Raw genomic sequence first — 15483 nt, 5'->3', positions numbered from 1 at the left:
ACGCGAGTAATCAAAACGAGCCGAATCATTCAATATATGATTAACAACAGCAATCACGACATCCGCAATCGCGGCGATATAGAAACCCTGCTTAGGCATTTCTACGAGCACGTGCTCAATGACGATATTATCGGCTTTTATTTTACCGACGTAATGGTCTTCTCACTCGAAGATCACCTGCCGAAGGTCACCGATTTCTGGGTGCAGCAATTGCTGTCTGAACGGGTTTATCAAGGCGAATTATTTAAGCGCCACCAAGAACTCCATCACCGTGCCGCGCTGAGCCCACACCACTTTCACCGCTGGCTGTATTTACTCAACAACAGTATCGACCGCTTATTCTGCGGCCCGCGCTGCGAGGCAATGAAACAGCGCGCCCAAGCAATTGCGCAATCCATGGCAAGTGCCCTCGCTGCACGCGCCGATGACAGTAGCGGCGAGCTTGGTGTGCAAATTTACAGCAATCCTCAGCCGTAAAGCTTGCGCAGCCGCGCCACACCCTCGGCTAAACGGTCCATACCGGTGGTGTAGGCAAAGCGCACATGCTCATCGGCTCGGTAGCGACCAAAGTCTTCACCAGGGGTAATGGCAATGCCGTGGTCTTCCAGCAATGAGCGGCAAAATTCTGGACTACTCATGTTAAAACGCTTAATACCGGCGTAAAGATAAAGCGCGCCGGCTGGACAGTGAGGAATGTCAAAACCCAAACTCCGCAGTTCCGGCAACAAATAATCGCGGCGCTGGGCAAATTCATCGCGGCGAGCGTTTAGGATAATGCGGGTCTCTGGCGCAAAGGCAGCCAGCGCCGCGTGTTGCGCCATCGTCGACATAGAGATAAACAGATTCTGAGCCAATTTTTCTAATTCCGGCACCGCCTCTTCTGGCGCCACCAACCAGCCTAGGCGCCAGCCGGTCATCCCAAAGTATTTAGAAAAACTATTAATCACAAAGGCCTGATCGGTAATCGACAAAATACTCGGCGCATCCACCCCGTAATTCAGGCCGTGATAAATCTCGTCCACAATCAAGTGACCGTGTTTGCGCTCACAGAGGCTGTGTAAATCGCGCAATTGCGGCGCGGTGAGAATTTCGCCGCTGGGGTTCGCCGGTGAGGCCACCATAATGCCCTTGGTATTGGCCTGCCAATGCTGCTCGGCTTTTTCTGCGCTGAGCTGAAAACGATCCTCTGGCCCCACCGGCACCAGCTGCCCCTCGCCCTCAACTAGCCGCAAAAAATGGCGATTGCAGGGATAACCTGGGTCGGTCATCAACATGCCGTCACCGGGATTAATTAATAACCCCGCCAGCAACAACAGCGCACCCGAGGCGCCTGGGGTGATCATGATTCGGTTCGGCGATATATCTAGCCCATAATCCTGACGGTAATAATTGGAGATTGCCTCGCGCAACGCGGGAATGCCAGCCGCGGGGGTATAGCTGGTTTCACCGCGGTCTAACGAGGCCTTTGCCGCGCGAATAATCGGCTCGGCACTGCTAAAATCCGGTTCACCAGCCTCCATATGAATAATATCTCGGCCCGCCGCCGCGAGCGCCTTGGCGCGAGTGAGCACCTCAACCACCCGAAACGGTTCAATATCGGCTAAACGACGCGCAAAGGATTTACTCACCTATACTATTCCTATGATCCAAAAGCAGGAGTGTAACTTTATCCACGGAGCCTTAACATCATCACATCAGCCCAATGAATATCCGCAACAGGGCTTTAAGCGCAATTTCGTGTGGCGCAACAGCGCCATATCTGGTAGTTTTGCCGATTTGGCGGCACAGCGTCGCCGCGCATGCCCGCGGTTTGCGGTTAACGGCTTGTAAAAAAGAGGGCCAACCATGCCTGCACAACAGAGCACACCTGAAAACTTGAAAACCTTTGTCCCTTATGTAGAAAAAAAGGGCGAAGAATATATGAACGACAAACAGAAGGAACACTTCCGCCAAATTCTGCTTAATTGGAAGGCAGAGCTAATGGAAGAAGTAGACCGCACTGTGAGTCACATGAAAGATGAAGCGGCCAATTTCCCTGATCCAGCCGACCGCGCCACACAGGAAGAAGAGTTCAGCCTTGAGCTCCGCACCCGTGATCGCGAGCGTAAATTGATTAAGAAAATTGACTCAACCATAAATCTGATCGATGAAGACGACTACGGCTACTGCAATACCTGCGGCGTCGACATTGGCATTAAGCGCTTAGAAGCGCGCCCCACAGCAACGCTGTGCATAGACTGCAAAACCTTAGACGAGATTAAAGAACGTCAAGAACGCGGCTAAAATCTTGCTGGGCGGCTCGCCGCCCACAAACACCCCCAATGTCACTCCCTAGCACCCCCTATATTGGCCGATTCGCCCCCTCGCCCAGCGGCCCCTTGCATATTGGCTCCCTTGTTACCGCCTTGGCCAGCTATTTAGACGCTCGCGCCAACCGTGGCCAGTGGCTGTTGCGCATGGAAGATATAGATCCGCCTCGGGAGCAGGCCGGTGCCGCGCAAATCATCCTCAACAGTCTAATAAATCATGGCCTAAAGTGGGACGGCGATGTTTTTTGGCAGAGCCAGCGCAGCGCCGCCTACGAGCAGCACCTTAATCAATTATTCACCACTAATCTCGCCTATTGGTGTGCATGCTCCCGCCGGCAACTCGCGCCCAGCAATGGACTTCACACCGGAGCATGTCGCCACCTAGGCCAACCCGAACAATCCGCCATCCGCTTGCGCATTGGCGACCAGCCGGTGGAATTTAACGACCGCCTGCAGGGTCCGCAAATTCGCCGCGGGGCAGATATTGGCGATCCCATTCTAAAACGCAAAGACGGCTTATATGCCTATCAACTCGCGGTCGTGGTCGATGACGCAGCACAAGGCATTACCGATATTGTGCGCGGTGTCGACCTTCTTGATGCCAGCGCGTGGCAAATCCACCTGCAAAAGGCCCTCGGCCTTCCCCTTGTTCGCTACTGCCATATTCCAGTGATCGTCGGCGACGATGGCCACAAGCTCAGCAAACAGAGCTTTGCGCCGGCATTGGACGATAGCCACGCCTTTAACAACCTTTGCTTAGCGCTGCGCTATTTGCAGCAAACCCCGCCCCCTGATCACATCAACACTATTCCCGAGCTACTTAATTGGGCCGCTGGGCACTGGCAGCTCCAAGACATACCCGCCGGTCGGCAAATTCCCGCGCACTGATCCGCCCGCGACTATCCCGCGCCAATCTTCAGCATCACTTTTCGACACATTCTTTGCAGTTTCCCCGCGCGTCCAGTAACATCAAGCCGACAGTGAACGCGTTCCGGTCGCCATGCAAATTCATTCTCCCCTGCTCTTATTAGTTACCTTTGCTTTTGTTTACGCGCCCAGCTTGGGCCGCTGGCTCTACACGGGTAGCAATCTCTGGTATCGCCACCATTTGGTGTGGCTAGCCATAATTCTTTTTGTGTTTTTTAGCCTTCGTCAGCAACGCCGCAATGATCTTTGATATCAATACCCTGTTATTTATTGGTATCAGCTACCTGCTGCTGCTTTTTGCCATCGCCTATGCCGCCGAGCGCCAACTTCTCCCTGCCAAGCTGATCAACCATCCCGCCACCTATGTTTTGTCGCTGGGCATTTACGCAAGTGGTTTCGCGGTGTACGGCGCGGTAGGTTTTGCGCAGCACTACGGCTACAGTTTTTTGAATTACTATATTGGCCTCTCCGCTGCGATGATTTTACTGCCCATACTACTGGCACCACTGCACCGGATCTGCAAAAGCTACCGACTGAACTCTCTGGCCGACTTACTTAGCTTTCGCTTTCGCAGCTCCTGGGTAGGTTCGCTAGTCACCGTGTTTACGGCGGTCGCTGTATGGCCACTGCTCGCCATACAAATTCAGACAGTGTCAGAATCCACCCTCATTTTAAGCCTCGGCCGTTCAATTGACAGCGGCAGCGGTGATTACCGAAACCTCACCGGCTTTCTGTTTTGCCTCATTATTACGGTATTTACCATTCTATTTGGCTCGCGCAACCTCGCGTCAAAAGATAGCCATCGCGGCCTCGTCACCGCGCTAGCCTTTGAATCCTTGGTGAAAGTCTTTGCCGTGCTGCTCATTGGCATTATCAGCACTTACGTCGTGTTTGGCAGCTTTGAGGGTTTACAGGTTTGGCTAGACAGCAAACCAGAGACCTTAGCGCCCCTTAACGAACCCCAAGCTGGCGATGTGAACCGCTTGATGCTTATTATGTTTTTTGCCGCTGCGGTGTGCATGCCGCATATATTTCACATGCTGTTCGCAGAAAACCCCAGCAGTAAAAACCTAGCCACAGCGAGCTGGGGGCTGCCTTTATTCCTACTAATAATGAGCCTTCCCATCCTGCCGATTCTGTGGGCAGGGAGCGCTAGCGAGCTCAGCCTTCCCGCCGACTACTATGCCCTGGGCTTGTCGTTGGAAATCGGCAAACCATGGCTAACGATATTGATCTACCTCGGCGGCCTGTCGGCAGCCAGCGGTGCCATTATCATCACCACCCTCGCCTTAGCATCGATGTGCTTAAACCATTTAGTCTTGCCAGTGCTGCGGCCCAGAGGTCGCAACATCGACATTTATCGCTGGCTGCTAATGACCCGCCAGCTTTTAATCTGCGTGATCATTCTCGTTGGTTTTGTTTTTTATGAATTGATCGGCGAATCCCAGAGCCTGACTAATTTAACCATGACCTCTGCCAGTGGCTGCCTCCAGTTTTTACCTGGGGTACTGGCCGTATTGTATTGGCCCAGAGCCAATCGCAACGGTTTTATCGGCGGCCTCTGCGCCGGTTTTACAGTGTGGACAATTGGCCTTGTCGTCCCGATGTTCACCGGCAGCCAACCCAATTTCCTCAAAGATATTTACATTTATCCCGTAAGTGACGATCAGTTTTGGGTGGTGGTAACAAGCCTATCCTTAGCGTTAAACGGCCTAGTCTTTATTATTGTTTCACTGCTCAGCGATGTCTCTCCCGAAGAGCGCCGCGCAGCCGAGGCGTGCACCCTCGACGACCTAAACCGACCCACGCGCCAAACCCTAAATTTGCATTACGCCAGCGAAATCCGATTGCGCCTACAAGAGGTCTTGGGCGACAGCGCCGCCGCCCAAGAATTTAAACGCGCCCTCGATGAGCTAAAGCTCGACGAATTAGAAACGAGGCCATACGCCCTGCGCCGAATCCGCGATCGCATTGAAGTCAATTTATCTTCGCTCATCGGCCCATCCAGTGCCCGCCGCGTAATAGACCGCGCCCTACCCTATACCGACAACCTCATCGGCAGCAGTGAGGACATTACCTACATTGAAGAGCGCTTAGAACGCTATCAAACCAATCTCACCGGCCTAGCGGCAGACTTAGATAGCCTGCGTCGCTATCACCGCCAAACACTGGAAGACCTTCCCATTGGCGTCTGCGCACTAGGCCGCGACCAAGAGATACTGCTATGGAATACCACCATGGCCGACATTACTAAAATAAAGTCCAATACCGTTACAGGCTCGCGATTAACGGGCTTGCCCGAGCCCTGGGCAAACTGCCTGCTCAGTTTTTTGGCCAGCAGCGATTTACACCGCAGCAAATTTAGCGTTGAAACCAATAAAGGCCTGCGCTGGCTAAACCTGCACCGCACTGAATCGCAAATGCTGGGCCGCGACGAATTGATCGTGGTAGTGGAAGACATCACCGACACCCAACTGCTAGAAAACGAGTTAACCCATCAGGAACGACTAGCATCAATAGGCCGCCTTGCCGCGGGTGTCGCCCACGAAATTGGCAATCCCGTTACGGGTATCGCCTGTCTTGCCCAGAATTTGCGCTTTGAGAGCGACAACCCCGACACCTTAGAGGCGGCTTCGCAAATCGTAAAACAGACCCAGCGCATCAGCAGTATTGTGCACAGCTTGGTCAACTTTGCCCACACCGGCCGCGAAGACCCCACCCAAGCCTTTGAGGCGGTCACTGTGCGCGACTGCGTAATGGAGGCAGTGCAATTACTCAGCCTAGATCAGCAGGCGCGCCATATTCACTACAACAATAATTGCCCCAGCGACATCGTGGTGGCCGGTGATACTCAGCGCTTGATGCAGGTATTTATTAACCTACTATCGAATGCCCGCGACGCCAGCCCCGAAGACAGCATGATCACCATTGACGCTACGCGAGATGACAACTCAGCCCATATCATGGTCACTGACCACGGCACTGGCATCGACGAAAAACTGCAAGATCAAATCTTTGAACCTTTCTTTACTACCAAAGAGCCAGGCAAAGGCACTGGCCTTGGCTTGGCGCTGGTGTACAGCATTATTGGCGATCTCGGCGGCGATATCAGCATTGAAAGCCCCGTCCCCGAATTTGGCGGCAATGGCACCCGAATACATATCCATCTCAATCTGATCGACAGCGAGGCGGCCAAGGCCACCCTAGAAATAATCGGCTGATCGCGTTATGTTGTCCGGCTGAATAAGCCGACGCGCTGGCCGTATGCAAGCAACGGAGAGAATTATGCCCAAGATCCTTTTAGTTGAAGACGAAGACGTCATCCGCGTCGCACTACGTCGCCTGCTAGAACGCAATGACTATCAGGTAGACGAGGCCGACTCTGTTCAAAAGGCCCTAAGCACCTACAATGTCAACGACTACGCCCTGATTATTAGCGACTTACGGCTCCCCGGCGCTCCAGGCACAGACCTCATTAGTAAAACCGACGCGCCGGTACTCATCATGACCAGCTACGCCAGCCTCAAATCAGCTGTCGACTCCATGAAAAAAGGCGCTATCGATTATATTGCCAAGCCCTTCGACCACGACGAGATGCTCGAGACTGTAGAACGCATTATTAACAGCACCGCCAGCGAAAAGCCCCCCGCCGGTAGCAGCCCCGAGCCCAGCAGCAGCCAGCGCAAGCAAATTGCCGACGCCAACGGCATGATAGGCAGCTGCAAGGCCATGCAACAACTCTACGACCATATTCGTCGCGCCGCGCCCACCGATGCCACCGTCCTTGTTCACGGCGAAACCGGTACCGGTAAAGAACTGGTAGCGCGGGCTATTCACAATCAAAGCACACGGGTTAACAAACCCATCATCTGCGTGAACTGCGCGGCAATACCTGAGTCACTGATTGAATCTGAACTGTTTGGCTATGAAAAAGGCGCATTCACCGGCGCTAACAGCAGCCGGATCGGTTTAATTGAAGCCGCCGATGGCGGCACCTTATTCTTAGACGAAATTGGCGAACTGCCCTTAGAGGCCCAAGCGCGACTACTGCGGTTTATACAAGAAGATGAAATTCGCCGCATTGGCTCAGTAGAGTCGAGCAAGGTTAATGTTAGATTGATCTGCGCGACCCACCGCGACCTCAAAGAGATGGCCCACGCCGGACACTTCCGAGAGGATCTTTACTACCGCATCAATGTAATGAAGCTAGAGCTGCCGCCACTGCGCGAGCGCGGCAAGGACATTCTCGAGCTGGCCGAAACCCTGCTTAAGCATCGCTGCGAGAAAATGAAAAAACCATTAATGCATTTTAGCCCCAAAGCGATTCAGGCCATCACCACCTATATATGGCCGGGCAATATTCGCGAGCTAGAAAATGCCATCGAGCGTGCAGTCATACTCTGCGACAGCAAAGAAATAGACAATGAGCTCCTTGATATCGACTTAGAACTTGTCGATATCAGCCAAATTCGCGGCCGAGGCAGTGAATTCACAAATCGCTCCACCAATAGCAGCACAGGCGTAGAGCGCAAAGACAGCCGCAGCAAACCCAGCCGCAGCAATAATGATCCCAGCGAAGATTTGTCGCTAGAGGACTATTTCCAGCGTTTTGTTTTAGAACATCAGGACTCAATGAGCGAAACCGAGCTTGCCCAAAAACTTGGGGTCAGCCGCAAATGCCTGTGGGAACGTCGTCAGCGCTTAGGAATTCCGCGCAAAAAGGTAGCCACTAGAAGCAATGCTTAAGTACCGTTTAAGCATTACGCCCATCGTTACCCCAAGCAAGGAAATGTAACAAAGGGCGTATAGTAAGGTAACAGTTCACAAATATGTAAGGGCTTTCCACAACAGGGAAAATACCTAACACACTGAAAAACAACGAATTTCATAACTTGGCACGGCATATGCTCTCTTTACTGTCAAACAACAATAAGAAAACAAAATAATAATAATAAAAGAGAAACAATAATAATAATATAATAGCAAAGAGACCTGGGTGGGGAAGACATTGTTTTCCCCTTCTTCATTTTAGAAACACCGAAAATTCCCCCTGAGCATTTCCCGCACACCCTAAATCCCTGTGCTAGAATACCGCCTTTCCAAACTAACGGCCGACCCCTAAACTCAATGACATCAAGCTCCGTTACCGGGCTGTGGAAAAAGCTAACCGGCAAATTTTCCAAATCCAGCCAAGGCTCCGCACACCAAGTGGCCATTATTCCCCGCGACGAACACTGCGTGTCGCGCAAACACATCAGCGATGCGGCACTGAAAGTCATCCGCCGACTCAACGAAGAAGGTTTCGAAGCCTTTTTGGTTGGCGGCGGCGTGCGCGACCTACTCCTTGGCGGCCAGCCCAAAGATTTTGACATTGCCACCGACGCCACTCCCGAACAAGTTCGCGGCGTGTTTCGCAACAGCCGCATCATCGGTCGACGCTTTCGTATTGTTCACGTCCGCTTTGGCCGCGAAATTATCGAGGTCACCACCTTCCGCGGCAGCCACGACGCGCCAGCCAGCAACCCCCAGCGCAATAAGCACTCCGCGCAAACCGAATCGGGCATGCTGACCAGAGACAATGTTTACGGCTCCGTTGACGAGGATGCCGCACGCCGCGACCTCACCATCAATGCGCTGTATTACTCTAGCCGCGACTTCAGTGTTTACGACTTTGTCGGCGGCATGCAAGATCTCAAGAACAAGCTTATCCGCATTATCGGCGATCCAGAGACCCGCTACCGAGAAGATCCGGTACGAATGCTGCGCGTGGTGCGCTTTGCCGCCAAACTTGACTTCGATATTGAACGCCACAGCGAAGAGCCACTTACGCGCCTTGCGCCGCTGCTCTGCGATATCGCCGCAGCAAGAATGTTTGACGAAGTCATCAAGCTGTTTATGTCGGGTCAAGGCCTGCACACCTACGCCCTAATGCAGCGCTATGGCTTATTTGCACCGCTCTTCCCCGCCACCCAAAAAATGCTCAACCAGCGAGAGCCTGCGGCAGAAGAAATTATCAAGCAGGGCCTGATTAACACCGACGCCCGCATCGCCGAAGGCAAGCCCGTTACCCCAGCCTTTATCTACGCAGTTATCTTGTGGCCAATGGTAAAACACCTTCACCAAGAGATAATGGCATCTGGCGCACCCGAAATCGCCGCACTGCATCAAGCCGCGGAGCGGGTGCTCCATAAGCAACAGCAAACCGTTGCCATACCCAAGCGCTTCTCGCTGCCCATGCGCGACATCTGGGAACTGCAGTGCCGCCTAACCCGTCGCTCCGGCAAGCGCCCTGAGCAACTATTGGAGCACCGCTACTTTCGCGCCGGCTTCGACTTTTTACTACTGCGCGAGCAAGCCGGCGAAATAGAACCCGAACTCGGACAGTGGTGGCTGGCATTCCAAGAAGCCCACGTCGACACCCGCGGCGCCATGCTCAGCCAAGTTCCTGCTAGCGAAAAGCCCCGCAGCAACCCTCGTCGCCGGCGCGGACCTCGCAAACCGCGATGATTCGTTGCTATATTGGCCTGGGCAGCAATCTCGAAAATCCGCTGCAGCACGTTTTAAGCGCGCTCAATGAATTGGCAGCCCTGCCCAACTGCCAATTCATTGAAAACTCAAAACTCTACGGTTCACAAGCCGTCGGGCCGGGCCAGCAAGACAACTACGTCAATGCCGCCGCCGCTATCGACACCGACTTAACGGCCGAGCAATTACTGCTCGCCATGCAAGGTATTGAAGCCCTGCATCAGCGCCGCCGCGAATTACACTGGGGGCCACGCACCCTCGACCTCGACCTCTTACTCTACGGCCAGCAGCGCATTAATAATGAATTGCTTTGCGTACCTCATCCACGCATGCATCAGCGCGACTTTGTGCTGCGTCCGCTATGCGATATTGCGCCTCAAAAGCTGTTACAGTCCGTATTCGGCGACAGCTTAAACCTAGACTTTAAAGACACTGATACTCTGTGGGTTTTAAACAGCAATGACGAATCACAACCTCGTTAACGAGCCGATTATCAACCCTCACAAACCACCCCGCTTTATTGCGGTTGAGGGGCCAATTGGCGTTGGCAAAACTACCTTAGCGCGCCGTTTAGCCAAATCTCTAGGCTTCCACCTGCTTTTAGAAAAGGCCGAAGACAATCCTTTTCTGGCACGTTTTTACGCAAACCAACGCCACGCGGCGCTTTCTGCCCAGCTATTCTTTTTATTTCAGCGCGCCCAGCAGCTCAGCGATTTGCGCCAAAGCGATTTATTTGAACAAACCCACGTCGCCGACTTTGTCTTTCAAAAAGACCCGCTATTCGCCCAAATCACCCTTGATGCTAACGAGCTTGAGCTCTACCGCAAGGTTTACCAGCAGGTCCAAGTCGATGTACCCACCCCCGACCTTGTGATTTATTTGCAAGCACCGGCCAAAACCCTGCGCGAGCGCATCCACCAGCGCGGCGTAAATTTTGAGCGCAATATCGATATAGACTACCTAGAGAAAATTAACGGCGCCTACAGCGAGTATTTCCACTCCTACCAAGACTCGCCGCTGCTCATTATTAACGCCGCAGAAATTGATTTTGCCCATAATGACCAGCAATATGAGCAGTTATTGCAATATCTGCTGGAAATTCGCAGCGGTCGCCATTACTTTAACCCCACTTTTTTTTAAGCACCGTCGAGGCGCGCTATGAGTAAGGTCAACATCCTCAGCTTGCTAGCCAAAAAGCAAAGCCAGCAAAAATTTGCCGTCGTCACCTGCTACGACGCCAGCTTTGCCAAATTGGTCGAAAAAGCCGGTATCGATGCCATTTTAGTGGGCGACTCACTAGGCATGGTATTGCAGGGTCACGATTCCACCCTGCCCGTCACCGTTGACGACATGGCTTATCACACCGCCTGCGTAAGCCGCGGTTGCCAGCGCCCGCTCATCATTAGCGATATGCCCTTTGGCAGCTACAACACCCCTGAGCAGTGCCTAAACAACGCCACCCAACTGATGCGCGCTGGCGCGCAAATGGTCAAACTTGAAGGCGGCAGCTGGCTCTGCACTAGCATTACCCAACTCAACCACGCTGGCATCCCTGTTTGCGGCCATCTGGGCCTGACCCCGCAGTCGGTCAACGTTCTAGGCGGTTACCGCGTGCAAGGCCGTGAAGACAGCCAAGCCCAGTCCATCCTCGACGATGCGCTTGCCCTAGAAGCCGCTGGCGCCGCATTACTGGTACTCGAGTGCGTGCCCCGTAAATTAGGCGCCGAGATTAGCAGCGCCTTAAAAATCCCCGTTATCGGCATTGGCGCAGGCAATGAAACCGACGCTCAAGTACTCGTTATGCACGACCTCTTGGGCGTCACCGAGAAAACCGCCCGCTTTGTTCGCAACTTTGCTGAAGGCAGCAGTAGCATTGGCGACGCGCTAGGCCGCTACAATGACGCCGTAGCAGACGGCAGCTTTCCCGCCGATGAGCACAGTTTTGACTGATAGCAAAAAGGTGTAAACTGTTACCTTGAGGAACAATTTACGGGGTAACAATCTCGTGAATTTTTTGTTACCAAAGCATTGAACGGCCATTCCGATTCGGGCATACTTGCCCGCCACTGGCCAAACTGATCAGATTATGAACAATCCATCAGTGTTTTTTAAAAGGCTTTACGCCAGTGTTTTGGTCGCCAGCCCGCGGTGTGCGCGGACTGACTTCACAGCAAACTACCTTCGCAACCGGCGAAGTATGAGATTGGGAAGTTAGGGGTATGAAAACTTACAGCACAGCCGCAGCATTAAGGGCCGCCCTTAATTCGGGAAAACGCGCCGGTAAAACCGTCGCCTTTGTTCCGACTATGGGTAATTTGCATGAAGGCCACTTGCGCTTGGTACGTCGAGCGCGCCAACATGCCGATATTGTGGTTGTCAGCATTTTCGTCAATCCACTGCAATTCGGTGCCAACGAAGACCTGAGCAACTACCCGCGAACCCTCGCTGCAGACAAAGAAAAATTGTTTGCCGAAGGCGCGCAGTTTTTATTCCTTCCGCAGGTAGACGAAATCTACCCAGAGGGAATGGACAGCCACAGCAAAGTATCTGTGCCAGAACTGTCTAATGAACATTGCGGCGCAAGCCGACCCGGTCATTTCACCGGTGTTGCCACCGTGGTGGCCAAGCTATTGAATATTGTGCAACCAGACACCGCGGTGTTTGGTGAAAAGGATTTCCAGCAGCTTAGCGTTATCCGTAAAATGGTGCGCGATTTATGCATGCCGATCGACGTGGTTGGTGTTGCCACCGCCCGCGCCGACGACGGCCTTGCACTGAGCTCTCGCAACGGCTATCTCAATGCCGAGCAGCGCCAAATTGCACCCGTTTTGCACAAGGTATTACAGGAGTGTCGCGAGGCGATTGCCTGCGGCTTTGACAGTTATTGCAAACTGGAGCAGCACGCCAAAACCAGCCTTAACCAGGCCGGCTTAGAGGCAGACTACTTCAGTATTTGCGATTCCCGTACCCTGCGTCCAGTAACAGCGGACACCGAGGAAGTTGTAATTCTGGCGGCGGCCAAACTTGGCACTACCCGCCTGATTGACAACGTCACCCTGAACGTTAACTCCAGCGCCGACTGGGGAATGCTAGCGACTAATTAAGCCAGCAGCGACCGAAGAGAAAGGAACAGCGTTATGCAGTCCGTTATGCTGAAAGCGAAACTCCATAAAGCCTGCGTTACTCACGCAGTGCTAAACTATGAAGGATCCTGCGCGATAGACGGTAAATTGCTCGATATGTCGGGCATCCGTGAGTTCGAACAGATTCAGATTTACAACGTCACCAATGGCGAGCGCTTCACCACCTATGCTATTCGTGGCGAAGACAATAGTGGCATTATTTCGATTAATGGCGCGGCGGCTCACAAGGCCAATGTCGACGACATTATTATTATCTGCGCCTATGCTACGTATTCCGAAGTTGAACTTATCAACTTCAAACCGCGCCTGATCTACATGAACCCAGACAATACCGTCAGCCACGCCAGCAACGCTATCCCCGTTCAAGTCGCCTGACCCCGAGCGGGAGCTGCGGCCACAAGCCGAGACTCCCGCACACCCCTCCCGCCCCGCTATTTACCAGTAAGTTATGGCTAGGCACCCCTGCACCAAATTTATTAATACCACCGAGCAAATACTCCCAGCGAAATCCTTACTCGACTTTAGTCGTAGGGGGCTTCAATCACTGCCGCCAAGCCGTTATCCTGCAAGTTGAAAATCCGCTATTCGACGCGCCACGCCGTCCAACGATAACAATCGCGCATTTGAGAGTTCTGCTATGAGTAAAGTCCATGTACACCCCGTGCCAGATAATTTCGCAGCCGATGCCCACATCAACCGTGAGCAATACGACGCCATGTATGAGCAATCCCTCGCGGATCCAGATACCTTCTGGTCAAATCAGGCAAAGGCCTTCTTAACGTGGGATCGAGATTGGCACACCGTCAACAGCTACGACTTTAGCAAGGGCGAAGCCAGCTGGTTTGAGGGCGGCGAACTCAATGTCGCCTACAACTGTATAGACCGCCACCTTGAAACCCGTGCCGAACAAACTGCCATCATTTGGGAAGGCGATGACCCAAGTGAATCCAAACACATTAGCTACCGCGAATTACACGAAGAAGTATGTAAACTCGCCAATGTTTTAAAAGCCCAAGGCGTCACCAAGGGCGACCGAGTTTGTCTTTATATGCCGATGATTCCCGAAGCGGCCTATGCCATGCTGGCCTGCGCCCGCATCGGTGCAATTCATTCGGTGATATTCGGCGGTTTTTCACCCGACGCCCTAAAAGATCGTATTCAAAACGCCGACTGTAAAATGTTGATCACCGCTGACGAAGGCCTGCGCAGCGGCAAAAAAATCCCATTAAAAGCCAATGCCGACCTAGCACTGGAGCACTGCCCCTGCATTGAAAAGTGCTTAGTAGTGAAACGTACTGGCGGTGAGATTAACTGGCAGGATGGACGCGACCTCTGGTATCACGACGAGATGGCCAGTGCGAGCAGCGACTGCCCCGCCGTCGCCATGCCCAGCGAAACGCCACTCTTTATTTTGTACACCTCCGGCTCCACCGGTAAACCCAAGGGCGTAATGCACACCAGTGCCGGCTATTTACTGCAGTCGGCCATGAGCCATAAATACGTTTTCGACTACAAAGACGGCGAAGTGTTTTGGTGTACCGCCGATGTCGGCTGGATCACCGGCCACAGCTATATTGTCTACGGCCCACTGACCAACGGCGCCACCACCCTACTTTTTGAAGGCGTGCCCACCTACCCCGACGCCTCGCGGTGCTGGCAGGTGGTCGACAAACACAAGGTAAATATTTTCTACACCGCGCCTACCGCGCTGCGCGCTTTAATGGGCGCTGGCGACGAGTACGTGGACGGTACCGACCGCAGCAGCCTGCGTGTGCTTGGCACGGTGGGCGAACCGATAAACCCAGAGGCCTGGGAGTGGTATCACCGCGTAATCGGCGAACATCGCTGCCCGATCGTCGATACTTGGTGGCAGACTGAAACCGGTGCCCACATGCTTACACCCCTGCCTGGCGCCATCGACATGAAGCCCGGCTCGGCAACCAAACCCTTCTTTGGCGTTGAACCCGCACTGCTCGATAATGATGACAAGGAAATCGTCGGCCCAGGCGAAGGCCTGCTCGTTATTAAACGCTCTTGGCCCGGCCAGATTCGCAGTGTTTATGGCGACCATCAGCGCTTAATCGAAACCTATTTTAGCACCCACCCCGGCTACTACTTTACCGGCGACGGCGCCCGCCGCGATGCCGATGGCGATTACTGGATTACCGGACGGGTTGACGATGTATTGAATATTTCTGGCCACCGCATGGGTACCGCCGAAATAGAAAGTGCGCTGGTACTCCACGAAGCTGTGGCCGAGGCCGCTGTGGCTGGCTACCCCCACGACATTAAGGGACAAGGCATTTATGCGTACGTAACACTGATGCACGATGTCCAAGGCAGCCCTGAATTAATCAAAGAGCTGATCGCACTTTGCGTTAAAGAAATTGGCCCCATCGCCAAACCCGACTTAATTCAATGGGCACCGGGCTTACCCAAAACCCGCTCTGGAAAAATTATGCGCCGGATTCTTCGCAAAATCGCCGCCAATGAACTCGACAGCCTTGGCGATATATCGACCCTAGCCGACCCCAGCGTGGTAGAGGAGCTTATTGAGCACCGCCTAAACCGCTAAACCT

The 15483-nt window shown here is 53.3% G+C and carries 14 protein-coding genes; 13 read left to right on the top strand and 1 reads right to left on the bottom strand.

Features of this window, described 5'->3' with window-relative positions; genetic code table 11:
* Positions 1–36: 36 nt before the first annotated feature.
* The gene (locus P1U47_RS15475; protein ID WP_301030113.1) at positions 37–477 is read left to right on the top strand and encodes a group III truncated hemoglobin; all 441 of its coding nucleotides are present in this window, start codon (positions 37–39) and stop codon (positions 475–477) included.
* On the opposite strand, the gene P1U47_RS15470 is transcribed toward P1U47_RS15475, so the two are convergent.
* Complete coding sequence (locus P1U47_RS15470) at positions 468–1628, bottom strand: pyridoxal phosphate-dependent aminotransferase (RefSeq protein ID WP_301030112.1); 1161 nt, start codon at positions 1626–1628, stop codon at positions 468–470. The genes P1U47_RS15475 and P1U47_RS15470 overlap by 10 nt on opposite strands.
* A 217-nt stretch (positions 1629–1845) precedes the next feature.
* Between P1U47_RS15470 and dksA the strand changes: the two genes are divergently transcribed.
* From dksA to acs, 12 genes are all read left to right on the top strand, one after another.
* Positions 1846–2283: an RNA polymerase-binding protein DksA gene (gene dksA, locus P1U47_RS15465; protein ID WP_008251300.1), complete on the top strand. Its 438-nt coding sequence runs from the start codon at positions 1846–1848 to the stop codon at positions 2281–2283.
* A gap of 38 nt (positions 2284–2321) precedes the next feature.
* Positions 2322–3197: a tRNA glutamyl-Q(34) synthetase GluQRS gene (gene gluQRS, locus P1U47_RS15460; protein ID WP_301030111.1), complete on the top strand. Its 876-nt coding sequence runs from the start codon at positions 2322–2324 to the stop codon at positions 3195–3197.
* 112 nt (positions 3198–3309) lie between these two features.
* Positions 3310–3486 (top strand): hypothetical protein, encoded by a 177-nt coding sequence (locus tag P1U47_RS15455; RefSeq protein WP_301030110.1) that lies wholly within the window; start codon positions 3310–3312, stop codon positions 3484–3486.
* Positions 3476–6457, top strand: coding sequence for an ATP-binding protein (locus P1U47_RS15450; RefSeq protein WP_301030109.1), 2982 nt, complete (start codon positions 3476–3478; stop codon positions 6455–6457). Before P1U47_RS15455 ends, P1U47_RS15450 begins: the two co-directional genes overlap by 11 nt.
* A 64-nt stretch (positions 6458–6521) precedes the next feature.
* Complete coding sequence (locus P1U47_RS15445) at positions 6522–7982, top strand: sigma-54 dependent transcriptional regulator (RefSeq protein WP_301030108.1); 1461 nt, start codon at positions 6522–6524, stop codon at positions 7980–7982.
* A 381-nt stretch (positions 7983–8363) separates the two neighbouring features.
* Positions 8364–9743 (top strand): polynucleotide adenylyltransferase PcnB, encoded by a 1380-nt coding sequence (gene pcnB, locus P1U47_RS15440; RefSeq protein ID WP_301030107.1) that lies wholly within the window; start codon positions 8364–8366, stop codon positions 9741–9743.
* The gene (gene folK, locus P1U47_RS15435; RefSeq protein ID WP_301030106.1) at positions 9740–10243 is read left to right on the top strand and encodes a 2-amino-4-hydroxy-6-hydroxymethyldihydropteridine diphosphokinase; all 504 of its coding nucleotides are present in this window, start codon (positions 9740–9742) and stop codon (positions 10241–10243) included. Before pcnB ends, folK begins: the two co-directional genes overlap by 4 nt.
* Positions 10221–10901 carry a deoxynucleoside kinase gene (locus P1U47_RS15430; protein ID WP_301030105.1) on the top strand — a complete coding sequence of 227 codons (681 nt, stop codon included), beginning with the start codon at positions 10221–10223 and terminating at the stop codon, positions 10899–10901. Before folK ends, P1U47_RS15430 begins: the two co-directional genes overlap by 23 nt.
* A gap of 18 nt (positions 10902–10919) precedes the next feature.
* The gene (panB, locus tag P1U47_RS15425; protein ID WP_301030104.1) at positions 10920–11711 is read left to right on the top strand and encodes a 3-methyl-2-oxobutanoate hydroxymethyltransferase; all 792 of its coding nucleotides are present in this window, start codon (positions 10920–10922) and stop codon (positions 11709–11711) included.
* 269 nt (positions 11712–11980) lie between these two features.
* Positions 11981–12865 carry a pantoate--beta-alanine ligase gene (gene panC, locus P1U47_RS15420; RefSeq protein ID WP_301030103.1) on the top strand — a complete coding sequence of 295 codons (885 nt, stop codon included), beginning with the start codon at positions 11981–11983 and terminating at the stop codon, positions 12863–12865.
* A gap of 33 nt (positions 12866–12898) precedes the next feature.
* Complete coding sequence (panD, locus tag P1U47_RS15415; RefSeq protein WP_301030102.1) at positions 12899–13279, top strand: aspartate 1-decarboxylase; 381 nt, start codon at positions 12899–12901, stop codon at positions 13277–13279.
* A gap of 262 nt (positions 13280–13541) precedes the next feature.
* Entirely contained in the window at positions 13542–15479 is a 1938-nt protein-coding gene (gene acs, locus P1U47_RS15410; protein ID WP_301030101.1) for an acetate--CoA ligase, read from the top strand.
* Positions 15480–15483: the final 4 nt, after the last annotated feature.

Source organism: Zhongshania sp., from assembly GCF_029212375.1.
Taxonomy (GTDB): Bacteria; Pseudomonadota; Gammaproteobacteria; order Pseudomonadales; family Spongiibacteraceae; genus Spongiibacter.
This window is presented reverse-complemented; position numbering and strand designations above follow the sequence as displayed.

Excerpts from the sequence above, each read along its gene's own strand:
- gluQRS (WP_301030111.1), top strand. The coding sequence starts at position 2,322 with ATGTCACTCCCTAGCACCCCCTATATTGGCCGATTCGCCCCCTCGCCC.
- panD (WP_301030102.1), top strand. The coding sequence starts at position 12,899 with ATGCAGTCCGTTATGCTGAAAGCGAAACTCCATAAAGCCTGCGTTACT.
- dksA (WP_008251300.1), top strand. The coding sequence starts at position 1,846 with ATGCCTGCACAACAGAGCACACCTGAAAACTTGAAAACCTTTGTCCCT.
- P1U47_RS15475 (WP_301030113.1), top strand. The coding sequence starts at position 37 with ATGATTAACAACAGCAATCACGACATCCGCAATCGCGGCGATATAGAA.
- P1U47_RS15445 (WP_301030108.1), top strand. The coding sequence starts at position 6,522 with ATGCCCAAGATCCTTTTAGTTGAAGACGAAGACGTCATCCGCGTCGCA.
- P1U47_RS15450 (WP_301030109.1), top strand. The coding sequence starts at position 3,476 with ATGATCTTTGATATCAATACCCTGTTATTTATTGGTATCAGCTACCTG.
- P1U47_RS15430 (WP_301030105.1), top strand. The coding sequence starts at position 10,221 with ATGACGAATCACAACCTCGTTAACGAGCCGATTATCAACCCTCACAAA.
- folK (WP_301030106.1), top strand. The coding sequence starts at position 9,740 with ATGATTCGTTGCTATATTGGCCTGGGCAGCAATCTCGAAAATCCGCTG.
- P1U47_RS15455 (WP_301030110.1), top strand. The coding sequence starts at position 3,310 with ATGCAAATTCATTCTCCCCTGCTCTTATTAGTTACCTTTGCTTTTGTT.
- acs (WP_301030101.1), top strand. The coding sequence starts at position 13,542 with ATGAGTAAAGTCCATGTACACCCCGTGCCAGATAATTTCGCAGCCGAT.
- pcnB (WP_301030107.1), top strand. The coding sequence starts at position 8,364 with ATGACATCAAGCTCCGTTACCGGGCTGTGGAAAAAGCTAACCGGCAAA.
- panB (WP_301030104.1), top strand. The coding sequence starts at position 10,920 with ATGAGTAAGGTCAACATCCTCAGCTTGCTAGCCAAAAAGCAAAGCCAG.
- panC (WP_301030103.1), top strand. The coding sequence starts at position 11,981 with ATGAAAACTTACAGCACAGCCGCAGCATTAAGGGCCGCCCTTAATTCG.